Here is a 22,484-nt window from a genome sequence, read left to right as displayed (position 1 = left end):
ATTCCTGTCATTCAAAAATGTCGCCGGGCACGCGAACCTGGCCTTCCATCAGCACGCGGGCGCTGCGGCTCATCAAGGCCTTGGTGACGCGCCACTGCCCGTCGACCTGCGCAGCCTCGGCGCCCACGCGCAGCGTGCCGGAGGGATGGCCGAAGCAGACGGCATTGCGTTCGCTGCCACCCGCGGCGAGATTCACCAGCGTGCCGGGTATGGCGGCCGCGGTGCCGATGGCCACGGCGGCCGTGCCCATCATCGCGTGATGCAGCTTGCCCATCGACAGCGCACGCACCAGCAGGTCGACGTCACCGGGCGCGATCGGCTTGCCGCTGGACGCGGTGTAGCCGGCAGGCCTCGCGACAAAGGCGACCTTGGGCGTGTGCTGTCTTCTGGCGGCCTCGTCGATGTGCTGGATCAGCCCCATGCGCAGCGCGCCGTGTGCGCGGATGGCTTCGAACATGGCCAGCGCCCTTGCGTCGCCATTGATCGCGTCCTGCAACTCGGTGCCCGTGTAGCCGATGGCCTCGGCGTTGACGAAGATGGTCGGGATGCCGGCGTTGATCAGCGTGGCCTTCAGCGTGCCGATGCCGGGCACCTCCAGGTCATCGACCACCTGGCCGGTGGGAAACATGGCGCCGCCGCCTTCGCCCTCGCCTTCGTCGGCCGGGTCGATGAACTCCAGCTGGACCTCGGCCGACGGAAAGGTCACGCCGTCCAGTTCGAAGTCACCCGTCTCCTGTACCGCGCCGCCAGTGATCGGGAGGTGCGCGACGATGGTCTTGCCGATGTTGGCTTGCCAGATGCGCACCGTGGCCATGCCGTCGCGCGGCACGCGGCCGGCATCGACCAGGCCGTTGCTGATCGCAAACGGCCCGACGGCCGCCGACAGGTTGCCGCAGTTGCCGCTCCAGTCCACGAAGGGCTGGTCGATGGAGACCTGGCCGAACAGGTAGTCGACGTCATGACCGGGCCGTTTGCTCTTCGACACGATGACCGCCTTGCTGGTGCTCGACGTGGCCGCACCCATGCCGTCGATCTGCTTGCCATACGGGTCGGGACTGCCGATCACGCGCAGCAGCAGTGCGTCGCGCGCCCTGCCCGGCACCTGCGCGACTTCGGGCAGGTCTTGCAGGCGAAAGAACACGCCCTTGCTGGTTCCGCCGCGCATGTAGGTGGCGGGGACCTTGATCTGTGGAAGGTGTGGCATCAGGCAGGAACTCCCGTGGATGCAAGGAAGTCTTGCGCAAAGCGCTGGAGCACACCGCCGGCTTCATAGATCGAGACTTCCTCCGCCGTATCGAGCCGGCAGGACATGGGGACTTCGACGCGTTCGCCGTTCCTGCGATGAATGACGAGCGTGAGGTCGGCGCGCGGACGGCGTTCGCCCACCACGTCGAAAGTCTCGGTGCCGTCCAGCCCCAGCGTCAGCCGGTTCACGCCGGGGTTGAACTCCAGCGGCAGCACGCCCATGCCGATCAGGTTGGTGCGGTGGATGCGCTCGAAGCCTTCGGCCGCGATGGCCTCCACGCCCGCGAGGCGCACGCCTTTTGCGGCCCAGTCGCGCGAGCTGCCCTGGCCGTAGTCGGCGCCGGCGATGATGATGAGCGGCTGCTTGCGCTGCATGTAGGTCTCGATGCCTTCCCACATGCGCACGACCTGGCCCTCCGGTTCGATGCGGGTGAGCGAACCCTTCTTCAGCTGACCGTCGACCACCGCCATCTCGTTGACCAGCTGCGGGTTGGCAAAGGTGGCGCGCTGCGCGGTCAAGTGATCGCCGCGGTGCGTGGCATACGAGTTGAAGTCCTCTTCGGGCAGGCCCATCCTGTGCAGGTACTCGCCGGCCGCGCTGTCGCGCAGGATGGCGTTGGACGGCGACAGGTGGTCGGTCGTGATGTTGTCCGGCAGCACGGCCAAGGGGCGCAGCCCTCGCAACGTGCGCTCGCCGGCCAGCGCGCCTTCCCAGTACGGCGGGCGGCGAATGTAGGTGCTTTGCGCTCGCCAGTCGTACAGCGGGCTGACCTTCTCATCGGTTGCCACGCTCACCTTGAACATCGGCTCGTACACGCGGCGGAAGTGCTCGGGCTTCACGCTGGCGGCCACGATGGCATCGATCTCCTCGTCGCTCGGCCAGATGTCCTTCAGCGTGACGGCCTGGCCGTCCTGATCGACGCCCAGCACGTCCTTCTCGATGTCGAAGCGCACGGTGCCGGCGATCGCATAGGCCACCACCAGCGGCGGCGATGCCAGGAAGGCCTGCTTCGCATACGGATGGATGCGGCCGTCGAAGTTGCGGTTGCCCGACAGCACTGCCGTGGCATAGAGGTCCCGCTCGATGATCTCCTGCTGGATCCGTGGATCGAGCGCGCCCGACATGCCGTTGCAGGTGGTGCACGCAAAGGCCACGATGCCGAAGCCGAGCTTCTCCAGTTCGGGCAGCAAGCCGGCGTCTTCCAGGTAAAGCTGAACAGCCTTCGAGCCCGGCGCCAGCGACGACTTCACCCATGCCTTGCGAACAAGGCCGCGCGCGTTGGCATTGCGCGCCAAGAGGCCGGCCGCGATGACGTTGCGCGGGTTGCTGGTGTTCGTGCAGCTGGTGATCGCCGCGATGATCACGGCGCCGTCGGGCATCTGGCCCGGCACCTCTTCCCATGCTGCCGCGATGCCGCGCGCAGCCAGTTCGGAGGTTGGCAATCGCTTGTGCGGGTTGGACGGCCCGGCCATGTTGCGCACCACGCTGGACAGGTCGAAGCGGATGACGCGCTCGTACTCCGCGGTCGCCAGCGCGTCGGCCCACAAGCCGGCTTCCTTCGCATAGCACTCCACCAGCTTCACCTGCTCGTCTTCCCGGCCGGTCAAGCGCAGGTAGTCGATCGTCTGCCGGTCGATGTAGAACATCGCCGCCGTGGCGCCGAACTCCGGCGTCATGTTGGAAATGGTTGCGCGGTCGCCCAGCGTCAGCGCCGAAGCACCTTCGCCGAAGAATTCGAGGTACGCGCCAACCACTTTCTCCTTGCGCAGGAACTCGGTCAGCGCCAGCACGATGTCGGTGGCAGTGATGCCCGGTCGGGGCTTGCCGCTGAGCGCCACGCCGACGATATCGGGCAGGCGCATCCACGAGGCACGACCCAGCATCACGCTCTCCGCCTCCAGCCCACCCACGCCGATCGCGATGACGCCCAGCGCATCGACGTGCGGCGTGTGGCTGTCGGTGCCGACCAGCGTGTCGGGGAAGGCCACGCCGCCCTGCGCATGGATCACGGGCGACATTCGTTCCAGGTTGATCTGATGCATGATCCCGTTCCCCGGCGGGATCACCTCGACATTCCTGAACGCCTTCTTCGTCCATTCGATGAAGTGGAAGCGGTCCTCGTTGCGGCGGTCTTCCACCGCGCGGTTCTTCGCGAAGGCATCGGGGTCGAAGCCGGCGAATTCCACTGCCAGCGAATGGTCCACGATCAGCTGCGTCGGGACCACCGGATTCACCTGTGCCGGATCGCCGCCCATGTCGGCGATGGCGTCGCGCAAGCCGGCCAGGTCGACCAACGCGGTCTGGCCGAGGATGTCATGGCAGACCACGCGCGTCGGGAACCACGGGAAGTCGAGGTCGCGCCGTCGCTCGATCAATTGCGTGAGCGAGGCCGTGAGGATGGCCGGGTCGCAGCGGCGCACCAGGTTCTCGGCATGCACGCGCGAGGTGTAGGGCAGCCGGGCCCAGGCGCCGGGCTGGATCGCATCGACCGCTTCGCGTGCGTCGAAGTAGTCCAGCGTCGTGTGGGGGAGTCGTTTTCTGTGGGCGGTGTTCATCGTGGGCACGGCTGGCAGAGAGAGGTTACTTGCGGTCGCCGATCGCCACGAAGGCGAGGTCTTCCGGGCCGGTGTAGTTTGCGCTCGGGCGAATGATCTTGTTGTCGATGCGTTGCTCGATGATGTGCGCGGCCCAGCCCGAGGTGCGCGCGATCACGAACAGGGGCGTGAACATCGCCGTGGGCACGCCCATCATGTGATAGCTCACCGCGCTGAACCAGTCGAGGTTGGGGAACATCTTCTTCGCCTCCCACATCACGTTCTCCAGTCGCTCGGCGATGTCGAACATCCTGGTCGAGCCTGCCTCCTGCGACAAGGCCCGGGCCACGCCCTTGATAACCACATTGCGTGGGTCGCTCACCGTATAGACCGGGTGGCCGAAGCCGATCACGACTTCCTTGGCCTCGACGCGGCGGCGCACGTCGGCCTCGGCTTCGTCGGGTGAGTCGTAGCGCTTCTGGATCTCGAACGCGACCTCGTTCGCGCCGCCGTGCTTGGGGCCGCGCAGCGCGCCGATGGCGCCGGTGATGGCCGAGTAGACATCGGAGCCGGTGCCGGCCACCACGCGGGCCGCGAAGGTGCTGGCGTTGAACTCGTGCTCGGCATAGAGGTTGAGCGAGGTGTGCATCGCGCGCTCCCAATTCGCCGAGGACTTGCGGCCGTGCAGCAGCTGGAGGAAGTGCGCGCCGATGGAGTCGTCATCCGTCTCCACCTCGATGCGCCTGCCCTGCGTGGACCAGTGGTACCAGTACAGCAGCATCGAGCCGAGCGAGGCCATCAGGCGATCGGCAATGTCGCGCGCGCCGGGCAGGTTGTGGTCGTCCTTCTCCGGCAGCACGCAGCCGAGCGTGGAAACGCCGGTGCGCATCACGTCCATCGGGTGGGCGCCGGCCGGCAGTTGCTCCAGCGCCTGCTTCACGCTGGCGGGCAGGCCGCGCATGGCCTTCAGCCTGTTCTTGTAGGCGCGCAGTTCGGCAGCAGTCGGCAGCTTGCCGTGCACCAGCAGGTGCGCGATCTCCTCGAACTCGCAGACCTCGGCGATGTCCAGGATGTCGTAGCCGCGGTAGTGCAAATCATTGCCGGTACGCCCGACAGTGCACAGCGCGGTGTTGCCGGCGGTCACGCCCGAGAGGGCGACGGACTTCTTCGGCTTGAAGCCGGTGGGCGAAGTGAGGGCGTTCATGCAGTCTCCAGTTCTTGGTGCAGGTAGGTGTGGGGAATCCGGGTGGGCTTGCCTTGCGCATCGACGGCCACCATCTCGAAGACGCTGTTGAGTGCGACCTCGGGTTCTTCGCCGAGACGCTCGGCGATGCCTGTGACGCAGACGGTGATCGAGCTGCGACCAACACGGCTCACGAATGCGCGCAGGCGCAGCACGCTGCCGACCGGCACGCGCGCTACGAACTGCGCGTCGGCGCAACGCGCCATGACGACATCCGCTTTCGCGTACTGGCGCGCCGCCAGGAAAGCGGCCTTGGACATCAGCAGCAGCGCATTGCCGCCGAACAGCGTCCCGTAGTGGTTCGCGTGCTCGGGGAACACGATCTCGGTGATATCGATGGCTCTGGTGTTTTGCGTCATGCTTCGCAATTTACGCAAATGCGACGCCATAATGAAGGACTGAAATGGCGAATGATTGCGAATGAACCACCTCGGTTTTGCGAAGTTTGCGAATGACACGCGAAGGAGCGACTGATGCGCAAGACCTTCATGGGCGTGCGCCTGCGCAAGCTGCGCAGCGAGCGCGGCATGAGCCAGGTGGCGCTGGCGAATGCGCTTGGCCTGTCGCCCAGCTACCTCAACCAGATCGAGCAGAACCAGAGACCGCTGACCGTCGCGGTATTGCTCAAGATCAGTCGCGCCCTCGGCGTCGACGTGCAGCAGTTCTCCGACGACGAGGAGGCGCGCCTGATCGCCGGCATGCGCGATGCGGTCGCCGACAACCCGGGCGGTGAAGTCATCGCCATGCCCGAACTGACGGAGATCGCCTCGCAGATGCCTGCGGTAGGCCGCGCGCTCATCGCGCTGCATCGCCGCCACCAGGAAGCACTGGAGCGTCTGGAAGCCATGGCTAGCGAACTAGGCGATGGGCGGGGCGACCTGGCGCGCGGGCGGCCGATGCCCTTCGAGGTGGTGCGCGACTTCTTCTTTGCGCACCAGAACTACTTCGACGCATTGGACGTGTCCGCGGAAGCGCTGGCCGACGAGGCGCGTGCACACGGCGGACCGCTGGGCGAATGGCTGATGCAGCGCCTCATGCAGCAGCACGGCGTGCGCGTCGTGCCGACGGAGGACGGCGCCGAGCCGAGCCAGCGCCGCTATGACCCGGCCAGCCGCGTGCTCCGCCTGTCGTCCGGCCTGGAGCCCGGACAGCAGGCCTTCCAGCTCGCCACGCAACTGGCTTTGCTGGAGCAATCGACACTCATCGAGTCACTCGTCCAGGAAGCGGGCTTCGGCGATGCCGCAGCGCACGGCCTGGCGCGCATCGGCCTGGCCAACTATTTCGCTGGGGCATTGCTGCTGCCCTATGGTGACTTCCTCAGCGCGGCCGAGAACCTGCGATATGACATCGACCAGCTCGCACGGCGTTTCGGCGTCGGCTTCGAGACGGTCTGCCATCGCCTGAGTACGCTGCAACGGCCCGATGCGCCGGGCGTGCCCTTCTTCTTCATCCGCGTGGACCGGGCGGGCAACATCTCCAAGCGCCAGTCGGCCACGCACTTCCACTTCTCCAAGACCGGCGGCACCTGCCCCTTGTGGAACGTCTACGAAGCCTTCGCGCAGCCGGGACGCATCCTGCCGCAGCTCGCGCGCATGCCCGATGGCCGGGCCTACTTGTGGATCGCGCGCACCGTGTCGCACGGGCAGCGCGGCTTCGGCTCGCCCAGCAAGACTTTCTCGATCGGGCTGGGCTGCGATGTCCGTTATGCACCGCGGCTGGTCTATGCCAAGGGGCTGGACCTGAAGGACCCGGAGGTGCCAACGCCGATCGGCATGGGCTGCAAGGTGTGCGAGCGCACGGCCTGTCCGCAGCGGGCCTTTCCCTTCGTTGGCCGGCCGCTGGACGTGAACGAGAACGAGAGCCGGTTCACGCCCTATGCCGTTGCCGACACCGCTCCGACCGCCTCGCGCAAGGGCAAGGGCAAGGGCGGCGGCTGATCAAGCTGCGGCGAGTTCGCTGCGCAGCTGCCGCGCGGCGGCCACCATGTTGGCCAGCGCCGCCTCCGTCTCCGGCCAGCCGCGGGTCTTGAGCCCGCAGTCGGGGTTGATCCAGAGATTGGCGGGTGGAACGACGGTCGCAGCCTTGCGCATGAGCCGCACCATCTCGTCGGTCGTCGGCACGCGCGGCGAATGGATGTCATAGACACCGGGGCCGATCTCGTTCGGATACTTGAAGTCGCCGAAGCCGCGCAGGAGTTCCATGTCGGAGCGGCTGGTCTCGATGGTGATCACGTCGGCGTCCATCGCGGCGATCTCCGGCAGGATGTCGTTGAACTCCGAATAGCACATGTGCGTGTGGATCTGCGTGCGGTCCGATACGCCGCTGGCGGTAATGCGGAACGAACGTGTGGCACCTTCCAGGTAACTTTTCCAGACCGCGCGGCGCAGCGGCAAGCCCTCGCGGATCGCAGGCTCGTCAATCTGGATGATGCCGATGCCGGCCTTCTCCAGATCGACCACTTCGTCGCGAATGGCCCAGGCGATCTGCTCGGTCGTGACGCTGCGCGGCTGGTCGTCGCGCACGAAGGACCACTGCAGAATCGTGACCGGGCCGGTGAGCATGCCCTTCATCGGCAGCTTCGTCAGGCTCTGGGCGTAGGTCGTCCATTCGACCGTCATCGGGGCGGGGCGGGCCACGTCGCCGTAGATGATCGGCGGCTTGACGCAGCGCGAACCGTAGGACTGCACCCAGCCATTGGCGGTGAAGGCGAAGCCGTCGAGCTGCTCGCCGAAGTACTCGACCATGTCGTTGCGTTCTGCCTCGCCATGCACCAGCACGTCGATGCCGAGTTCCTCCTGCTTGCGCACGGCCAGCGTGATCTCGGCCTGCATCTTCTCGCGGTAGGTGGCCGCATCGAGTTCGCCGCGCTTGAAGGCGACACGCGCGGCGCGGATCGTGCTGGTCTGCGGGAACGAGCCGATGGTGGTAGTGGGCAGCGGTGGCAGCGCGAAACGGACACGCTGCAAGGCCTGGCGTTCTGCAAAGCTCGAGGCGCGGCGATCATCGCCGGCCACGGTGCGCGCGAGGCGCAGGGCCACATCGGCGCGATGAACACGCGGACTGCTGCGGCGCGCAGCCACCGCGGCGCGGGCGACAAGCAACTCCGCCTCGACTGCGCTTTCCTCGCCATCGAGCGCGGCCCGCAGCACGCGCAGTTCGTCGAGTTTCTCGATCGCGAAGGCGAGCCAGGACTTCACCTCGGCATCGAGCCGGCCCTCGCCTTCCAGGCTGAATGGCACATGCAGCAGCGAGCAGGAAGGCGCGATCCACAGTTCGCCCTTGTGCTTGTCAGCCACGGGCCTCAGGCGCGCGTACGCGGCATCCACATCGGTGCGCCAGATGTTGCGGCCGTCCACGATACCGACCGACAGCACCTTGTGCGCCGGCAGCCAGTCGGCCACGCCCGTGAGTTCGCCCGGTGCGCGCACCGCATCCACATGCAGGCCGGCAACCGGAAGCTGGCAAGCCAGCCGCAGGTTCTCCGACAACGGCGAGAAGTACGTGGCCAGCAGCAGCTTGGGCCCGCTGCGCGCAAGCTGCCAGTAGCTGCGCTCGAAGGCGTTGCGCCATTTTTCAGGCAGGTCGAGCCCGAGGATCGGCTCATCGATCTGCACCCATTCGACGCCCTGCCACTTCAGCCTGACCAGAATCTGCTCGTAGACGGCCAGCAGCGATTCCAGCAGCCCGAAGCGATCGAAACCGGCCTGCTTCTCCTTGCCGAGCCACAGGAAGCTCAGCGGCCCCAGCAGCACCACCTTGACCGCGTGGCCGAGCTTCTGCGCCTGCGCGACCTCGTTGAACAGGCGCACCGAGGCCAGGCTGAAGCGTGTGTTGGCGTCGAACTCCGGCACGAGGTAGTGGTAGTTGGTGTCGAACCACTTGGTCATCTCCAGCGCGAAGGTGTCGTGACTGCCATGCGTGCAGCCTTCGTGGCCGGCTTCATGCGCCACGCCGCGCGCCATCGTGAAGTAGCGCGACAGCTCGGGCTCGTCGCCGGGAAAGTCGAAGCGCGACGGCTCGCAGCCCAGCATCTGGATGTGGTTGGCGACGTGGTCGTAGAAGGCGAAGTCGCCGACGGTCGCGAAGTCGAGGCCGGCATTGCGTTGCGCCTGCCAGTGACGCTCGCGTAGTTCGGCGCCGATGGCTTCGAGTTCAGCGGCGTCGATTTCGCCGCGCCAGTGCTTTTCAAGGGCGAACTTGAGTTCGCGCTGGGCGCCCATGCGAGGGAAGCCGAGGGTGTGAGTACGTGTCATCCACCGATCATCCTGTGGCCCGGCGTATGATTCAAACGAAACTTATTGCGTCACAACATGAAATCATTTCAAGATGACTTCTTCGATTCTCGAGATCCGCCACCTTCGCACGTTGGTCGCCCTGCGTGACACCGGCAGCCTGGTGCGCGCAGCGCAGATGCTCAACCTGACCCAGTCTGCCCTGTCGCACCAGGTCAAGCTGCTGGAAGAGCACTTCGGCATCGCCCTCTTCGAACGCAAGTCGGTGCCGCCGCAGTTCAGCGGCGCGGGCCAGCGCATCCTGCAACTCGCCGATGCCGCACTGGCGCTGGTGGACGAGGCCGAGCGTGACGTCGCCCGACTGGTGCAGGGCGCGGACGGGCAACTGCGCATCGTGGTCGAGTGCCACACCTGCTTCGATTGGCTGATGCCCGCCATGGATGAGTTTCGCAACCGCTGGCCGGAGATCGAGTTGGACATCGTCTCGGGCTTTCATCCGGACCCGATCGCACTGGTCTTGCAGGACCGGGCGGAGGTCGCGATCGTGTCGGAGCAGGACGCGGACGAGGCGGTCGACTACCACGCGCTGTTCCGCTTCGAGATCATGGCCCTGCTGGCCAACGACCATCCGCTCACGGCGAAGGAGCACCTCACCGCGCGCCACTTCGCCGACCAGACGCTGATCACCTACCCCGTGCCCGATGACATGCTCGACATCGTGCGGCAGGTGCTGGCGCCTGCAGGCATCGAGCCTGCGCATCGCCGCACGACCGAACTCACGGTCGCGATGCTGCAACTGGTGGCCAGCGGGCGTGGCATCGCCACCCTGCCCTTGTGGGCGGTGCAGGGCTACCTGGAGCGCGGCTACGTCACTGCAAGACCGGTGGGCAGGAAAGGGCTGACGGGGGAACTGCACATGGCATGCAGTGCTGCGACATCGAGCCGGCCGTGGCTGGACGACTTCGTGCGGATCACGCGCGAGACCTGCTTCAAGACGCTGCCCGGCATCGAGTTGTTGTGAGGTGACTGCCCCTTTCGGGATTTGCCCCTGAGTGCGCTGGGGTTGTCGTTTGCGGGGGTTCAGAATTTGGTTAGTATACCAACCCATACACACTGACAAATTTCCCACCCTCTTCCAACCCTCCCTGAACGGTGACACCCATGACCCTCTCGACACTCGCCTGGCTCGGCATGGCAGCCTACGCCGCACACATCCTCGAGGAATACACCTTCGACTGGCGCGGCTGGTCGCAAGCCACGCTCAAGCTGCCCGTGGAATGGAACGACTTCTACGTGACCAATGCGATCGTCATCTCGCTGGGCATCGCACAAGCCATGCTGGCGCCGACGCTGCCACTGGCAGTCCTGTCCTTCTCCGGCCTGATGTTCATCAACGGCGTCTTCATGCACATCGTTCCGTTCGCGCGAACGGGGCGCTTCTCGCCCGGCGTGATCACTTCCGTGCTGCTCTTCCTGCCGCAAAGCATCGCGACCTTTCACACCGCGCTGGCCACCGGTGCTGCCAGTTACGCGACCATTCTTCTGGGCCTGGCGATCGGCGGGCTGACTCTGGCCTTCCCCATCAGCATGCTGCTGTTGAAGTCCAAGCCCTTCTTCCGCCAAGGCCCGGTCACGGCAACGATGGAGCGCCTGTCTTGAGCGAAGCCCAAGCCCCCGTCGACCGGCGCCAGCAGATCATCGACGAGGGCCTCGCCATCCTTCGCGAAGAAGGACTGCGAGGCTTCACCCAGCCACGGATCGCCGCACGGGCCGGCCTGCGGCAGAGCAACCTCACCTACTATTTCCCCACGCGCACCGACCTGCTGACCGCTGTCGCGACGGCCGCCGTGCAAGGCCAGTTGGCGGCCGCATCGGGCGTGGTGGCGCGCGTCTCGACGAGCGAGCAGGCCGCCGAAGGCATTGCCGGCATCACGACACGGCACGAGGCGACACGGGTGCTGGTCTCCCTCGCCCAGGCCGCCGACCAGGAACCCACAGTGCGCGCGCTCTTCGAAACGCTGGTGGACGGACTGACCGCCGAGATCCGCACCCTTTTCGGCAGGCTCGGCATTGCGCCAGAGCAGTCGAATGTCGATCTTGTTCATGCGCTCGCGGTGGGCTTGTCGGTCATCAACCTGGCCACCAACCGTCGCGACGCAAAGGTCCGCGCCAAGGAGGCCGTGCATTCGCTGTTGCCGCTTCTCGCCACCGAGCCGACACGCCCGGCGGGTCGCCGGGCAAGCAGCAGGAAGAGCCCGAAGGCCGTTTGAGTCGCGAACTCGGCGCCGCCGGCGCTTCGGGGGGCTTTCAGTTCAATCGATGTCGCCGTCCGGCGGCACGATGTCCCGGTCGCCGCCCAGCTCGTAGGTGATCTTCTCCAGGCGCCCGCTGAACGGAAACGCATCCGTCACCTCGTCCGCCACCGCCGGCAACCCGCTGCGGCCGATGTGCATCGGCAGGATCGACAGGCGCCGCATCGTTGTCTCGAAGCGGGCTTCTGCGATCTGCTCGCCATTGGCAAGCAATGCGCCCACGCCCTTCAGGAGGCCCGTCTTGCGGAACTCGAAGGCCAGCGTCACACGGCCCAACGGCAATGCGCCCCGTGATGCCAGCCGGGTCATCTCGCCGCAACGGTTGTAGACGTAGAAGAGCTGCCCGCCTTTCACGAACATCGAATAGCCGCCGTTGCAATTGCCGAAGGCCACCAGCGTGCCTTCGTCGCCCTCGCGCAAGTCGACCTCGGCCGCGATGCGATGCGACACGTCCTGCGTCAGCGGCGCCGACTCCGCCGGAATGGGCGCGATGCCCGGATAGAAGGTGAAGCGTGTCTGCGCACGGATGGAGCCCGGCTTGGGACGCGGGCGGAACAGCAGGTCGCGCCGGTCGTCCATCGGCATCACGTCGTACTTGCCGGCCTCGGCCCACCAGCGCTCGATGAGTTCGCGCAGCTTGGCCGGTTGCTCCTTGGCGAGGTTGCGGGTCTCCGCAAAGTCCTCGTCGAGGTGATAGAGCTCCCAGTCCTCCAGCTCGAAGGATTCGCCCGGCGCATGGCAGGTCACGGCCTTCCAGCCCTTGTGCCAGATGCCGCGGTGGCCGTACATCTCGAAGTACTGCACCTCCTTGCGCGACGAGCCTTCACCTTGCCCGAACAGGTAGGCAAAACTGGTGCCGTGGATCGGCAGTTGCGGTGTGCCGCGGTAGACCTCGGGCGCCTTCACGCCGCAGAGTTCGAGCACCGTGGGCACCACGTCGGTGACGTGATGGAACTGGTGACGGATCGCGCCTTCGTCCGCGATGTGGCCGGGCCACGAGACGATGAGCGGATCGCGCACCCCGCCGCCGTGCGTGTAGCCCTTGTAGAGACGCGTCGGCGTGTTGCTGACCTGCGCCCAGCCCCAGGGGTAGTTGCTGGCGCTTCGCGGGCCACCGATGTCGTCGATGTCGGCGAGATTGCGCTCGGTGCTGTCCGGGATCTGGTTGAACCAGCGCAGGATGTTGGTGGTGCCTTCGGGGCCGCAATCGGTCGATGCGCCGTTGTCGGACAGCAGCACGATCATCGTGTTGTCGCGCAGCCCGGTCTTGTCGAGGAAGGCGACCAGGCGGCCGAGCTGCTCGTCGGCATGCTCGAGGAAGCCCGCGTAGGCCTGTTGCAGGCGCACGCTGACGCGGCGCTGGTCGTCATTGAGTTCCGCCCAAGGCTGAACGCCCGGGTTGGAGGGGGGCAGTTCGGTCGCCTCCGGCACCAGGCCCATGACTTTCTGCTTCGCGAGTCGCTGCTCGCGGATGCGGTCCCAGCCGGCTTCGTAGACGCCGTCGTAGCGCGCCAGGTATTCCGCTGGCGCCTGGTGCGGCCAATGGCCTGCGCCCAGCGCGAGGTTCAGGAAGAAGGGCTTGGCTGGCAGCAGGGAGACCTGGTTCGACAGCATGCGGATCGCCTGGTCGACCAGGTCGGCGCTCAGGTGATAGCCGTTTTCAGGGCTGTCGGGCGCCCTGACCGGATGGTTGTCCTCGATCAGCTCCGGATGGTAGTGATCGGTGCTGCCGTTCATGAAGCCGTAGAAGCGGTCGAAGCCGCGGCCCAGTGGCCATTGGCCGAAGGGGCCGGCAGCGCTTGCCTCGTCGGTCGGCGCGATGTGCCACTTGCCGACCGCGAAGGTGCCATAGCCCACGTCGCGCAGCATCTCCGCGATGGTCGCGGCCTTGTGCGAGATGGCGCCGCGCCCGCTGGGCCAGCCCATGTCGAAGTTCGACAGGTAGCGCATGCCCACCGAATGATGGTTGCGACCGGTCAGCAGGCAGGCCCGCGTCGGCGAGCACAGCGTCGTGGTGTGGAAGTTGGAGAAGCGAAGGCCCTTCTGCGCCAGCGCGTCCATGTGTGGCGTGCGGATCTCGGAGCCGAAGCAGCCCAGGTCCGAATAGCCCACGTCGTCGAGCACCACATAGATCACGTTCGGCGCGCCTGCGGGTGGCCTGGGCTTCGGGTCGAACCACGGGCTCGATTCATGGTGGCTGCGGCCGATGTGACCGCTGGTGGGGAAATCTTCCCGCGGCCTGGCGGCGGCGGGCGCAGCCACGTTCGTTGCCGTGGTCGGAGCGGGATTCGCAGGCGTCGGTGCGGACTTCTTTGTCGTCATGAAACGTGCCCCTTTCACTTCGCCAGCTTGATGCCGGCGTTGAAGGCATTGGTCATCACTTCCGATGCAGGGACCACGCGATTGATTTCACCGGCTTCCTTGTAGAAGTCCATCATTTCGGTCCACACCTTGGGGTCGGTCCACAACAGGCCGTTGGCTTGCGTGCCGCTGTTGACTTCCAGCGGGTGCTGGATCTTCGCGCGCCATGCGAGCTTGTCGGCGCGTTCCAGCTGGGCCGGATAGGCATCGACCAGCTTGATGGCCTCCGCGGTGTTCTCATGGTCGAACTTCATGCCCATCGCCAGCGCACGCATGAACTTGCGGACGGTCTCGGGCCGCTCCTTCAGGGTCTTGTTGGTGGCGAAGACAACATTGGTCGGCATGGCCAGGCCGTACTTGTAGAAGGGGATCGCCTTCCAGGTCTTGCCCTTCACGGCCGGCGGCGCGTTCGGCTTGAGGGCCTCCTGTTCGATCTGGTAGGTCTGGTTGGTGAGGAAGCCGGCGAAGTAGTCCACCTTGCCGACCATCAGGGGTTCAGGCGTGCCCAGCACGATCGAGGTCTTGACCTTCGACGGGTCAATGTTGTTGCGCTTGAGCATCGACTCGAGGAAGAACTTGCCCGGCGCCTGGATGCCGACGGTCTTGCCTTCCAGGTCCTTGGGCGTCGGATCGGGATCGCCAGGATTGCCCAGCTTGATGTAGGCCAGCGGCATGACCTGTTCCATCGACCCGATCGCAACCACGTCCACCGGCGCCGGCGCCAGCCTGGCGCGGACCACCTCGGAGCCCGGCGCCACGCCGAAGTCGGCCTGGCCGGCACCGACGACGGGCACCGGATTGCGGCCCGGTCCGCCATCGACCAGTGTGACTTTCAGTCCCTGCTCCGCAAAGTAGCCCTTGGCATCGGCCACCATCAGCGAAGAGACCTCGCCGTTGCGCAGCCAGAACAGCGCCACCTTCACCTCCTCGAGCTTGGGCTGCGCCTGCGCCGCCGCATGCAGGCCGAGGGCCGTGACCGTGCCGATGGCGAGGGCCAGCACGGATTTCTTGAGCATCTTGAACATGGTCTTCTTTCCGGAAACGGATTTCTGGGTTTACTTGGTGGGACGGGTCTTGCCGAGCCAGTCCAGCTTGCGGCTCGCGTACTGGATGAGCAGGTAGACGACGTAGGAAATGAGTGCGGCGAGCAGCGCGACCGCATAGACCTCGTCGCCGCGGTACTGCGACATGGCGCGGTTGATCACGTAGCCGAGGCCGCTCGACGAGAGCATCCATTCGGCCGCGATCGCGATCGAGATGCTGGCACTGCCGACGATTTCCTGCGCGGCCATGATGAAGGGCAGCGAGTACGGCAGGCGCACCTGCCAGAACACGCGCCAGGGGCTGACGTCGAGGATGCGCATGCGGTCCAGCACCACCGAGTCGACCGACTGGATGCCGCGCACCGTGTTGACCATGACCGGGAAGAAGCCAGCGATCGTCAGGATCAGCACCTTCGACAGCATCGTGTCGCCGATGGCCAGCGCCAGCACCGTGGCCAGGGCCACATAAGGCACGTTGCGCAGCGTGATCGCCGCCGGCATCAGCAACTGGTTGAGGAAAGGCACCGAGGTCACGATCACCGCCAGCGCGATGCCCACCACGTTGGCCAGCAAATAACCCAATGCCGCGGCTTGCAGCGTGGGCCAGAGGTTTTCGAGGATGAAGTGGTTCTCGTTGATCAGCACGCTGAGCACGGCGCCCGGGCGCGGGATCACGAAGTCGGGCAGACCCAGGAAGGCCACCGCGAGATACCAGAAGCCGAAGATCGACAGCGGCGGGAACAGCACGCGGCCGGCGATCGCCAGCGCGCGCATGCCCGGCCTGCGTGCCTCGTTGTTGTGGGTTGCCTGGCTCATGGGGGTGACCTCCGTGCTGCGCGCTGCGGTGTGAATGCCTTGGGACGTTTGGGCGGCGTTCATGCATGGGCCTCCTGCTTGCCGAAGAGCAGGCCGCGCACCTGGTTCGTCAATTCGACGAACTCGGGATGGGTGCGGAAGGCGGCCGTGCGCGGGCGCGGCGTGGTGACGGGAATGTCGGCAACGATGCGGCCGGGCGAGGCCGAGAACACGAGCACGCGGTCGGCGAGCAGCACGGCCTCGTCCACATGGTGCGTCACGAACAGCACCGTCTTCGGGCGCTCCGCCAGCACCTTGCCGAGCCACAGGCCCAGTTCCTCGCGCTTCATCTCGTCGAGCGCGGAGAATGGCTCGTCCATCAGCAGCACGTCGGGGTCATGCGCGATGGCGCTCGCGAAATTGACCCGCTGCAACATGCCGCCGGACAGGTGATGCGGCAACTTCTTCTCGTGCTGCGCAAGGCCGAAATCCCGCAGCAGGTCTTCTGCAGAAAGACCGGACTTCCCTGTGCAGACTTGCGTGAAGCGAACATCGTCGATCGCACGCTTCCAGGGCAATACCGCGGGCCGTTGCGACACCAGGCCGAGGCGGCGTTGCTTGCGCGCGGCGGACGGCGGCATGTCGCCGATCGCGACCTGGCCGGTGCTCGGCTGGTCGAGATCTGCGGTGAGCCGAAGCAGCGTCGTCTTGCCGCAGCCCGAAGGGCCGACGAGCGCGACAAATTGCCCGGCACCGATGCTCAGATCGGTCTCACTCAATGCGATGACATCGCCGTATCGGCGTGACACCCTCTTGTATGTAATGGCGGAAGACATGGTGAATCAGATGGCCTCAAGTTGGGAATGCGGAACGCTTCGTAGGTAGCTCGATGCATGCTTGGCCACCGTTGCTTCGATGATGCGTGGCGCCGGGGCATATAACAAATACCGAGTTCATTGATCTGACATATGTGCTGCGTATGCTGGAAATCCCGGGGGTGAGGCGGACATCGCCGCCCCGATTGCGCCATGCTCCCGGCATCGGGGGCTGGCGGACTCGCGCAGCTGCCGGCCGTTCACCTGCCCCAACGGAGCACCAGCGGATCGAGCCTGCTTGCGGTTTCGATGAGCCCTTTTCGACTTTCCGGATCGATCGAAGGTGTTGGGTGGCGCGGTGCTTCGCAAGCAATGACGCCACCCTCTTTCATCAGGGCCTTGGTTCCCAGCAGGCCGGTCTGGCGATTCTCGTAACTCAGCAGCGGCAACCACAGGCGGTACAAGGCCACGGCCCTTTCCCGGTCACCCGTCCGCCAGGCATCGACGATGGCGCGAATGCCATCCGGGTAGGCCGCGCCCGTCATGGATCCGGTTGCGCCCGCATCGAAATCCGACAGCAGGGTCACCGCTTCCTCGCCAACCCAAGGTCCCTGGATGGCCTCGCCGCCAAGGCGCATGAGTTCGCGCAACTTCAACGCAGCGCCGGCCGTCTCGATCTTGACGTAGGCGACCCTTTCGATTTCCGTCACAAGCGCCATCAGGAACGAAGCCGAAAGCACCTCGCCGCTGGCCGTTGCGTCCTGGACCATGATTGGGATGTCCAGTGCGTCCGAAAGGCGCGCATAGAAGCTCAGGATATCGGGTTCGCTCGCGCGGAACGTCGCCCGGTGGTAGGGCGGCGCCACCAGCACCATCGCGGCGCCCATCGCCTGGGCGCGCCTGCTTCTCTCCATGCAGACCCAGGTGCTGAAGTGGCTGGTCGCGACGATCACGGGCACGCGACCCGCGACGTGTTCGAGCACCGTGCGGGTGAGCAGTTCGCGCTCGTCGTCGGAGAGCAGGAACTGCTCCGAGAAGTTGGCCAGGATGCAGATGCCGTCGGAGCCGGCGTCGATCATGAAGTCGATGCAGCGCTTCTGGCTGGCGATGTCCAGCGCACACGACTCGGTGAACGGCGTCGGCGCGACAGGGAACACGCCTTGATATGCTGGCTGGAGGGTCAAGGCCCTGATGGATGTATTGTTTGCAGACATGTTGAATCAATGGGCCTCGATGCGGCGGAATGCCGGATTCCGTGGGGGTGGCGCGATGCTTGCTCGACCGCTTCGGCTCGATGATGTGACGCAGTCGCACCTATATCAAATATCAATTTCGTACCATCGCCATAGGAACTGCATATGCCATCAGAGGCCACCCGACTGTCGAACCGGATCGACCTCCGCCATCTGCGCTACTTCGTGGCGGTGGCCGAGGCTGGCAGCATCACGGCCGCCGCCGAGCGGCTGCATCTTTCGCAACCACCGCTCAGCGTGACGATCAAGGAACTGGAGCAGACGCTCGACGTGCAGTTGTTCGAGCGCCACCGCAACGGCATCTTCCTGACCGAAGCGGGCAAGGCGATGCTGGAGGAAGCGCGCTCGGTGCTTGCGCGCGCGGCGCGTGGCATCGAGCATGTGATGCAGATCGGGCGTGGCGAGATGGGCGAGGTGCGCGTGGGGATCGTCAGCTCGATCATGTGGGGCGACTTCCCGCAGATGCTCAAGGAGTTCCACCTGCGCTATCCGCAAGTCCAGTGGTCGCTGCGCGAGTCCAACCCCGCCGACCAGGTGCTTGCGCTGCACGACCACCGCATCGACGTGGGCGTCTGGCGCGGCGAGAGTCAGCCCGCTCCCGGCCTCGAGCGCATCCTGATCAGCAAGGACAAGCTGATGGTGGTGCTGCCGGCCTACCACCCGCTGGCGCGCCGGCGCAAGGTCAGCCTGGCGGCGCTGAAGTCCATGCCCTACCTGTCGCTGAACACGACCATCTCGAGCATCGCGGCAGACTCCATGACTGCGATGCGCGGCCTGGGCCTCACCCCTGAAGTGGCCCACGTGGCGCGCGAACCGCAAACCCTTCTGGCGCTGGCGGCCAACGGATTGGGCTTTGCGTTGCTGGCTGGAGAGCTTGCCAGGATCTCCTGGCCTGGGGTCGTGTTCAAGCCGGTCGCGGAGGAACTGCCCACGGCGGACCTCTACCTGCACGTCCGTGAACAGGCGCCCTCGCCCGCCGTCGCTCGCTTCATCGAGGTCATGCGGGAGATTGCGAAGTGATCCCACCCCCGAATGCGCCTGCGGCGCTCCCCCTCAAGGGGGCGCACCCAGCGGCCCGGCAAAGCCGGTTCCGCGGGTGCCCACGAACAGACATCGCTCGCTCCTGCAGGCGCTCTCTCAAACTTGCTGGCTAGAACGCGAGACGAAGGCCTGCGTCGAAGCCGGTCGAGGAGCCGCCGAGCGTCGACGCCGTGTTCTGCGGCGTCGGCAACCGGAACGCAGCCTTCCCCGAATTGTTGACGCGGGCAAAGTTGCCGTAGATCCCCACGCGCTTCGACAGGAAGTGAATCACCTGCACGCCCGCGGCATTCGCCGATGCACCGCCCAGCGCGCCACCGGAATACCGGCCCCTGGAATAGCTCAGCTTGATCTGGTTGACGCCGATGGGGAATGTCACGCCCGCAAGATAGACGTTCTGCGACGCGTCGCCGTACTTGGAATTGACGTAGAAGCCGATGAGCTTGAGGATTCCGAAATCGTAGGAGCCGCCCACGTTGGTCATCACGTAATCGGGATTGCCCGGCGTGGTTTCGGTGGTTCCTCGTGCGACACCGATGTCCATCGGCCCTTTGGCGTAGCCGAAGTTCCAGCCAAAGTATTTCTGGTTGGGTTGCCCTTCGGGAAACGTGGCTTGCACATGGCCGTAGAAGCCCCCGCCAGCGCCCGGCGGAAGAAAGTAGTTGATCGAGTTGATGTTCTGGTAGAGCGAGTTCACCCGGGTGCCCAGTGGACTGATGAGCTTCATGCTCCCGTTGTAGCCGTTGTTGAACATCGGATCGTGGAACACGATGTTCGAGTACGTGGGTGTACGGACCTGGCCCAGCGCCAGTTCACCCCAGTTGTTGCCGAGGTAGACAGCCGAAGTCCGGTTGAAGTACGGACCCGTTGGGAGGCTGCCAATGCCACCGGTGTCGGTCTGGATGGACGTCTCCAGAAGGAAGCCGGTGTACATCCCGCCGCCCAGGTTTTCGCGCCCGACCCAATCCAGCACGGAGCCGCCACTGCCGGCCTGGTGCAATTCGCTCACGGTCGCCTTGACCCCTGCAGCCGACTTGTTGATGACTCGGCCGACGCCGAGATCCAGCAAGCCTGAAAACCGGAGGTAATCGCCACTCGGACCGAAGGCCGCGAGTGACTGGGCCGATGAAAGATTGGCCATGGATGCGAGCGCCATGGCGCCCATGGCAATGTGAATACGGATTCGCACTTTTCTCCCTCTGTTGGTGAATCGTTTTTTCTGGTGATGACGGGTCACACGCCGTAAGGCACCCAGATGTTCTTGACCTGGCTCGCGTGACGCAGGAATTCCGGACCCCGGCCTTGCGCCGGATCGGTCCACACGCGCCCCTTCGCGCCACCGACCCACGTCCGCTTGAGATTGGCAATGGACAGGCGCTCGACCTCGGCGCAACCGGCCGCATCGCCGTCGTGGCGCCAGAGGGCATCCACATCCGCATGCGATGCCAGCGTGGGAGCAAGCGCCGCGACGGGCCCGGTGACGATGTTGAGCACACCGCCCGGCAGGTCCGAGGTGTCCAGCACCTGGTAGAGGTCGGTGGCAATGGTTGGCAGCGTCGTGGACGGCAGCAGCACCACGCGATTGCCCAGTGCCATGGCGGGTGCGGCCAGCGCGACAAGGCCCAGCAGCGGCGCCTCGTCGGGGCACACGATCCCGATCACGCCCAGCGCCTCGTTCAGCGCGGCGACGATGCCGTGCATCGGCGGTTGGTGCACCGCGCCGTCGAACTTGTCCGCCCACGCGGCGTAGTGGAACAAGGTGTCGAGGCTGGCGTCGAACTCGCGCTCCGCGTCCGCAAGGGACTGCACTTGCGCCAGCGCGGCGACGAAGCGCGCGCGCTGCGCCTCGAGGTTCTCCGCGATGAAGTACAGGACCTGCGCCCGTGCATGGCCGCTGCTGCGCTCCCAGCCTACCGCCTTGCGTGCCGCTTCGACCGCATTGCGGATGTCCTTGCGGTTGCCTTCCGGCACCTGGCCCAGCACCTGGTCGCCCAGGCGGACTTCCACGCTGTAGCCGCTGTCCGGCCGCACCTGCGCGCCACCGATGTACAGCTTGGGCGTGCGGTCGATGGCGCTTCCCGCATCGACGGTCGTGCCCTGCGTTACCGCCAGCTTCCGCGGTGCGGCAGGCCGTGCGTCCTCGCTGCACGCGACAAGGTACTCCAGCAGCCCTTCGCGACCACCTTCGCGGCCGTAGCCCGATTCGCGATAGCCGCCGAAGCCGCAGGCCGCGTCGAACTGGTTCGCGGTGTTGATCCACACGACGCCGGCTTTCAGGCGCGGTGCCACGTCGAGCGCTAGGCTGATCGACTCGGACCACACGCAGGCCGCCAAGCCATACACCGTGTTGTTCGCCAGTTCGACCGCCTCGGCCGGCGTGCGGAAGCTCATCGCCACCAGCACCGGGCCGAAGATTTCCTCCTGCACCACGGTCGCGCTGGTGCTCACGTCCGTGATCAGCGTCGGCGGGTAGAAGCATCCCGCGCCAGGCAGTTCGCCGGCAGGCTGCCACACGGTCGCGCCCTCTTCCCGCGCCTGCGCCACGTAGCGCGCGATGCGCTGCTGCTGGCTCGCATCGATGAGCGCGCCCATGTCGGTGGACTTGTCCATCGGGCTGCCGACCCGGATGTTGGCCATGCGAAGGCGCAGCTTGTCCAGGAAGCGCTGCTCCACGGCTTCGTGCACCAGGAGGCGCGAGCCGGCGCAGCACACCTGCCCCTGGTTGAACCAGATGCTGTCGACCAGGCCTTCCACCGCGGCGTCGAGGTCCGCATCCGCGAACACGATGAACGGCGATTTGCCACCCAGCTCCAGGCTCAGCTTCTTGCCGCCGCCGGCAGTCGCCTCGCGGATCAGCCGGCCGACTTCGGTGGAACCGGTGAACGCGATCTTGGCGATGCCCGGATGCGACACGATGGCTTGGCCGGTGCTGCCATCGCCCGTGACGATGTTGACCACGCCCGGCGGCAAGCCGACCTCGGTGCAGATCTCGGCGAACAGCAGCGCCGACAGCGGCGTGAACTCGGCCGGCTTGAACACCACCGTGTTGCCGCAGGCCAGCGCCGGTGCGATCTTCCACGCCAGCATGAGCAGCGGGAAGTTCCACGGCACGATCTGGCCGACCACGCCCAGCGCGCGATGCTGCGGCAGTTCGGTGTCCAACAGTTGCGCCCAACCTGCGTGGTGATAGAAGTGGCGCACGGCGAGCGGCACGTCGGCATCGCGCGTCTCGCGGATGGGCTTGCCGTTGTCCAGGCATTCGAGCACCGCGAACAGGCGGCTGTGTTTTTGCAGGGCGCGCGCCAGGGCATAGAGGTAGCGCGCACGGCGGTGGCCGCCCATTTGCTGCCACGGGCCGAGCGCCGCGGTGGCGGCGGCAACGGCGGCGTCCACGTCGGCATCGCTGGCCTGCGCCACTTGCGCGAGCGTGTCGCCGGTGGCCGGATTGCGCGTCTCGAACTGCGTGGCCGCGGGCGTCCAGCACCCGTTGATGTAGAGACCGAAGCTGCGCTGATGGCGGTCCAGCCATTGCTGCGCGGCGGTGGCCGATTCGGGCGAAGGGCCGTAGTCCATGGTCTGGAGGATTTCGCTGATGTGGGACATGGTGGTGGG

Annotated in this window: 17 protein-coding genes; 5 read left to right on the top strand and 12 right to left on the bottom strand. The window is 65.9% G+C overall.

The features are described 5' to 3' along the window. Positions 1–7: 7 nt before the first annotated feature. From prpF to WKW82_RS16845, 4 genes are read right to left on the bottom strand one after another with little or no spacing between them, the layout of a single operon-like run. Entirely contained in the window at positions 8–1,204 is a 1,197-nt protein-coding gene (gene prpF / locus WKW82_RS16860) for a 2-methylaconitate cis-trans isomerase PrpF (RefSeq protein WP_340343460.1), read from the bottom strand. Beyond that, positions 1,204–3,801, bottom strand: a complete 2,598-nt coding sequence (acnD, locus tag WKW82_RS16855; RefSeq protein WP_340343459.1) for a Fe/S-dependent 2-methylisocitrate dehydratase AcnD — start codon at positions 3,799–3,801, stop codon at positions 1,204–1,206. Before acnD ends, prpF begins: the two co-directional genes overlap by 1 nt. Positions 3,802–3,826: 25 nt before the next feature. Further along, complete coding sequence (gene prpC / locus WKW82_RS16850) at positions 3,827–4,984, bottom strand: bifunctional 2-methylcitrate synthase/citrate synthase (RefSeq protein ID WP_340343458.1); 1,158 nt, start codon at positions 4,982–4,984, stop codon at positions 3,827–3,829. Further along, a complete protein-coding gene (locus WKW82_RS16845) occupies positions 4,981–5,382 on the bottom strand; it encodes an acyl-CoA thioesterase (protein ID WP_340343457.1) in 402 nt (133 codons plus the stop codon). The genes prpC and WKW82_RS16845 overlap by 4 nt, the downstream gene beginning before the upstream one ends. 114 nt (positions 5,383–5,496) lie before the next feature. Between WKW82_RS16845 and WKW82_RS16840 the strand changes: the two genes are divergently transcribed. Continuing rightward, positions 5,497–6,960 carry a short-chain fatty acyl-CoA regulator family protein gene (locus WKW82_RS16840; protein WP_340343456.1) on the top strand — a complete coding sequence of 488 codons (1,464 nt, stop codon included), beginning with the start codon at positions 5,497–5,499 and terminating at the stop codon, positions 6,958–6,960. On the opposite strand, the gene metE is transcribed toward WKW82_RS16840, so the two are convergent. After that, a complete protein-coding gene (gene metE / locus WKW82_RS16835) occupies positions 6,961–9,276 on the bottom strand; it encodes a 5-methyltetrahydropteroyltriglutamate--homocysteine S-methyltransferase (protein WP_340343455.1) in 2,316 nt (771 codons plus the stop codon). It lies immediately after the preceding gene. A gap of 73 nt (positions 9,277–9,349) precedes the next feature. On the opposite strand from metE, the gene WKW82_RS16830 reads away from it, so the two are divergent. The 3 genes from WKW82_RS16830 to WKW82_RS16820 all read left to right on the top strand — a co-directional run bounded on the left by WKW82_RS16830 (position 9,350) and on the right by WKW82_RS16820 (position 11,525). Continuing rightward, positions 9,350–10,276 (top strand): LysR family transcriptional regulator, encoded by a 927-nt coding sequence (locus tag WKW82_RS16830; protein WP_340343454.1) that lies wholly within the window; start codon positions 9,350–9,352, stop codon positions 10,274–10,276. 140 nt (positions 10,277–10,416) lie between these two features. Next, positions 10,417–10,914, top strand: coding sequence for an HXXEE domain-containing protein (locus tag WKW82_RS16825; protein ID WP_340343453.1), 498 nt, complete (start codon positions 10,417–10,419; stop codon positions 10,912–10,914). Next, positions 10,911–11,525 (top strand): TetR/AcrR family transcriptional regulator, encoded by a 615-nt coding sequence (locus WKW82_RS16820; RefSeq protein WP_340343452.1) that lies wholly within the window; start codon positions 10,911–10,913, stop codon positions 11,523–11,525. The genes WKW82_RS16825 and WKW82_RS16820 overlap by 4 nt, the downstream gene beginning before the upstream one ends. Before the next feature lie 42 nt (positions 11,526–11,567). Here WKW82_RS16820 and WKW82_RS16815 read toward each other — a convergent pair whose 3' ends face one another. The 5 genes from WKW82_RS16815 to WKW82_RS16795 all read right to left on the bottom strand — a co-directional run bounded on the left by WKW82_RS16815 (position 11,568) and on the right by WKW82_RS16795 (position 17,795). Next, complete coding sequence (locus WKW82_RS16815) at positions 11,568–13,889, bottom strand: arylsulfatase (RefSeq protein WP_340343451.1); 2,322 nt, start codon at positions 13,887–13,889, stop codon at positions 11,568–11,570. A gap of 14 nt (positions 13,890–13,903) precedes the next feature. Beyond that, on the bottom strand, positions 13,904–14,953 hold the full coding sequence (locus tag WKW82_RS16810; RefSeq protein ID WP_340343450.1) for an ABC transporter substrate-binding protein: 1,050 nt from the start codon (positions 14,951–14,953) through the stop codon (positions 13,904–13,906). A 30-nt stretch (positions 14,954–14,983) separates the two neighbouring features. After that, positions 14,984–15,787, bottom strand: coding sequence for an ABC transporter permease (locus WKW82_RS16805; protein WP_340343449.1), 804 nt, complete (start codon positions 15,785–15,787; stop codon positions 14,984–14,986). A 59-nt stretch (positions 15,788–15,846) separates the two neighbouring features. Continuing rightward, positions 15,847–16,545: an ABC transporter ATP-binding protein gene (locus tag WKW82_RS16800; RefSeq protein ID WP_340343448.1), complete on the bottom strand. Its 699-nt coding sequence runs from the start codon at positions 16,543–16,545 to the stop codon at positions 15,847–15,849. A 296-nt stretch (positions 16,546–16,841) separates the two neighbouring features. After that, on the bottom strand, positions 16,842–17,795 hold the full coding sequence (locus WKW82_RS16795; RefSeq protein WP_340343447.1) for a dihydrodipicolinate synthase family protein: 954 nt from the start codon (positions 17,793–17,795) through the stop codon (positions 16,842–16,844). Positions 17,796–17,939: 144 nt separating this feature from the next. On the opposite strand from WKW82_RS16795, the gene WKW82_RS16790 reads away from it, so the two are divergent. Next, positions 17,940–18,854, top strand: coding sequence for a LysR substrate-binding domain-containing protein (locus WKW82_RS16790; RefSeq protein WP_340343446.1), 915 nt, complete (start codon positions 17,940–17,942; stop codon positions 18,852–18,854). A gap of 130 nt (positions 18,855–18,984) precedes the next feature. On the opposite strand, the gene WKW82_RS16785 is transcribed toward WKW82_RS16790, so the two are convergent. Both WKW82_RS16785 and WKW82_RS16780 read right to left on the bottom strand, forming a co-directional pair. Next, complete coding sequence (locus tag WKW82_RS16785) at positions 18,985–20,061, bottom strand: porin (protein WP_340343445.1); 1,077 nt, start codon at positions 20,059–20,061, stop codon at positions 18,985–18,987. Between the two features lie 44 nt (positions 20,062–20,105). Next, entirely contained in the window at positions 20,106–22,475 is a 2,370-nt protein-coding gene (locus WKW82_RS16780) for an aldehyde dehydrogenase family protein (RefSeq protein WP_340343444.1), read from the bottom strand. Positions 22,476–22,484: the final 9 nt, after the last annotated feature.

It is taken from the genome of Variovorax rhizosphaerae (assembly GCF_037889975.1).
Classification (GTDB): domain Bacteria; phylum Pseudomonadota; class Gammaproteobacteria; order Burkholderiales; family Burkholderiaceae_C; genus Variovorax; species Variovorax rhizosphaerae.
Note: the sequence above shows the minus strand (reverse complement) of the source record. Positions and strands in the feature narration are given on the sequence as shown.